The sequence below is a fragment of the Streptomyces sp. 150FB genome, from assembly GCF_000818195.1.
Lineage (GTDB): Bacteria > Actinomycetota > Actinomycetes > Streptomycetales > Streptomycetaceae > Streptomyces.
This window is the reverse complement of sequence record NZ_JTHL01000001.1, coordinates 2,690,795-2,693,042: the sequence shown is the minus strand read 5'-3', so window position 1 is coordinate 2,693,042 and position 2,248 is coordinate 2,690,795. Positions and strand designations below refer to the sequence as shown.

Genomic DNA, 2,248 nt, shown 5'->3' with positions numbered 1-2,248 from the left:
GGAGTCTGCTCACCCCGCTCGGGCACGGTGTGCGCTGGCTGGGCGGGGCTGTCGGGCGGTTGCTTACCTGGGCCTACGCGAGCCTCCTCACGCCGCTCGGCCGGGGGTTGGTGTGGTCGTGGGTGGCGCTGTGGCGGTATGTGGTGGTGCCGGTGGTGACGTATGGGCTGGTGGTGCCGGTGGTGTGGGTCTACCGGAGTCTGCTCACCCCGCTGGGGCACGGCGTTGGTTGGCTGGGCGGGGCCGTCGGGTGGCTGCTGGCCTGGGTCTGTTCGAGGGTCCTCACGCCGCTGGGGCGGGCGCTGGCATGGCTGCTGGTGTGGCTGGCGAAGGCGTTGCTGGTGTGGCCCTGGGTGGCGCTGTGGCGGTATGTGGTGGTGCCTGTGGTGAGGTACGGGCTGGTGGTGCCCGTGGTGTGGGTCTACCGGAGTCTGCTCACCCCGCTCGGGCACGGCATCGCCTGGCTGGTGACCGGCGCCGGACGGGGTGCGCTGTTCGTTCTCCGCTCGCTCGCCGTCGCTCTCGGCTGGCTCGTGCTCTTCCTGCTGGTGCAGCCGCTGAGCTGGATCTACCGGAAAGTCCTTGCCCCGGTCGGGCGGGAGATCGGCGAGGCGTTCGTCGTCGGATGGCGCGTGGCCGGCTATCTCTCGCGTGCCCTGGGCCGCGCGCTGGCCTGGCTCGCCTGGAACCTGGTCGGCCGGCCGGTGCGCCGGGCGTACCTCTCCGTACTGACCCCGATGGGGCACTGGCTGCGCGACGGTGTGCTGCGACCCGCCGGGCGGGCCGCTCTCGCGGCAGGACGGGCCGCCGGGGACGTGCTGCGCGCGGCCCGCGCCACGGTCCGGCAGGCGCGCAGGGACGCGTGGCGTGTTCTGGTCGGCCGTCCACTCCCGCCCGGGCCCCGGGAACCACGGAGAGACCTGGCGCGTACTCTGAGTAGTACAACGACTGTTCCCGGCGAGGTACCCGCGCCCGAGACCTCACTGCGCAAGCAGGGCTGAGAGCCGGGCCCGGAGTCACCCGCGCGTCCGAGGGCGGCGCGTTCACCGCGTCCCGTCCCGCACGGAGGAGAAGAACCACTGGGCAAGCGACAGCCCGAAGGCCCGCCGCCCGCACCCACGGTGCAGCGCATCAGGCTGCGCTACACCAAGCGGGGCCGCCTCCGGTTCACCAGCCACCGCGACTTCCAGCGCGCTTTCGAGCGGGCACTGCGCCGCGCCGAGGTGCCCATGGCGTACTCGGCGGGCTTCACCCCGCACCCCAAGGTCTCGTACGCCAATGCCGCACCCACCGGTACGGGCAGCGAGGCCGAGTTCCTGGAGATCGCCCTGTCGGCGACCCGCGATCCCGGCACGCTGCGCGAGCTGCTCGACGCCTCGATGCCGGCGGGACTCGACATCATCGACGCCGTCGAGGCCCGTACGACGGGGCTCGCCGACCGGTTGACCGCCTCCGTGTGGGAGCTGCGGCTCGACGGAGTGGAGCCGGCGGAGGCGGGACACGCCGTGTCCGCGTTCCTCGCCGCCGAGACCGTCGAGGTGGAGCGCCGCACCAAGAACGGGCTCCGGAGCTTCGACGCCCGGGGTGCCGTGGTCGACCTGCGGGTGGCTGATTCCGATGCTGATAGGCCGGGGGACACCCCCTGTGCGATACTGCGATTGGTAGTGCGGCACGTAACACCTGCCGTTCGACCCGACGACGTTCTGTCCGGTCTCCGAGCTGTGGCCGACCTGGCGCCGCCGGTCCCCGCAGCGGTGACCAGGCTGGCGCAGGGGCTCTTCGACGAGGAGTCCGGCAGCGTGACCGACCCGCTCGCGCCCGACCGCGAGGCAGCCCCGGTCGGCCTGATCAAGGCCGCGGGACCCGCCGCCGCGAAGGTGCCGGAAGGTGCAGGTCCCGCGTAGGGCGGTCGTCGTAGCGCAGCCCTGGTACTCGGGAGCCACCTGGGTCGGGCAGCGCACACCGACCAGAAGACTTTCGCCAGGCCGTACGTGCAACGCGTAGGGAACCGGCGAGCCAAGACATAACAGCTCCCGTGCGGCGCCCGCGCCCCGGACGGCGGTATCGCGCACAGCGCGACCGCGGCCGGACCGGAATCAGGCGCGGCGCCCGGGAGCGTGACGGGAGAACCGCCCGCATGCTTGAAGCCACTGAACCCGGCTCGACCGGGAACACCGACAACGAAGAGAACAACTCACCGAGCGATACGCTGCCGCCGCGCCGCAGGCGCCGCGCGGCATCGCGCCCG

Annotated in this window: 2 protein-coding genes; both read left to right on the top strand. The window is 72.6% G+C overall.

What is annotated here, in order from left to right; genetic code table 11:
- On the top strand, positions 1-1,001 hold a 1,001-nt coding region (locus QR77_RS46575; RefSeq protein ID WP_160310897.1), incomplete at its 5' end, for a hypothetical protein.
- A gap of 120 nt (positions 1,002-1,121) precedes the next feature.
- Positions 1,122-1,904, top strand: a complete 783-nt coding sequence (locus QR77_RS11305) for a TIGR03936 family radical SAM-associated protein (protein ID WP_040021401.1) — start codon at positions 1,122-1,124, stop codon at positions 1,902-1,904.
- The last annotated feature ends 344 nt before the right edge of the window (positions 1,905-2,248 follow it).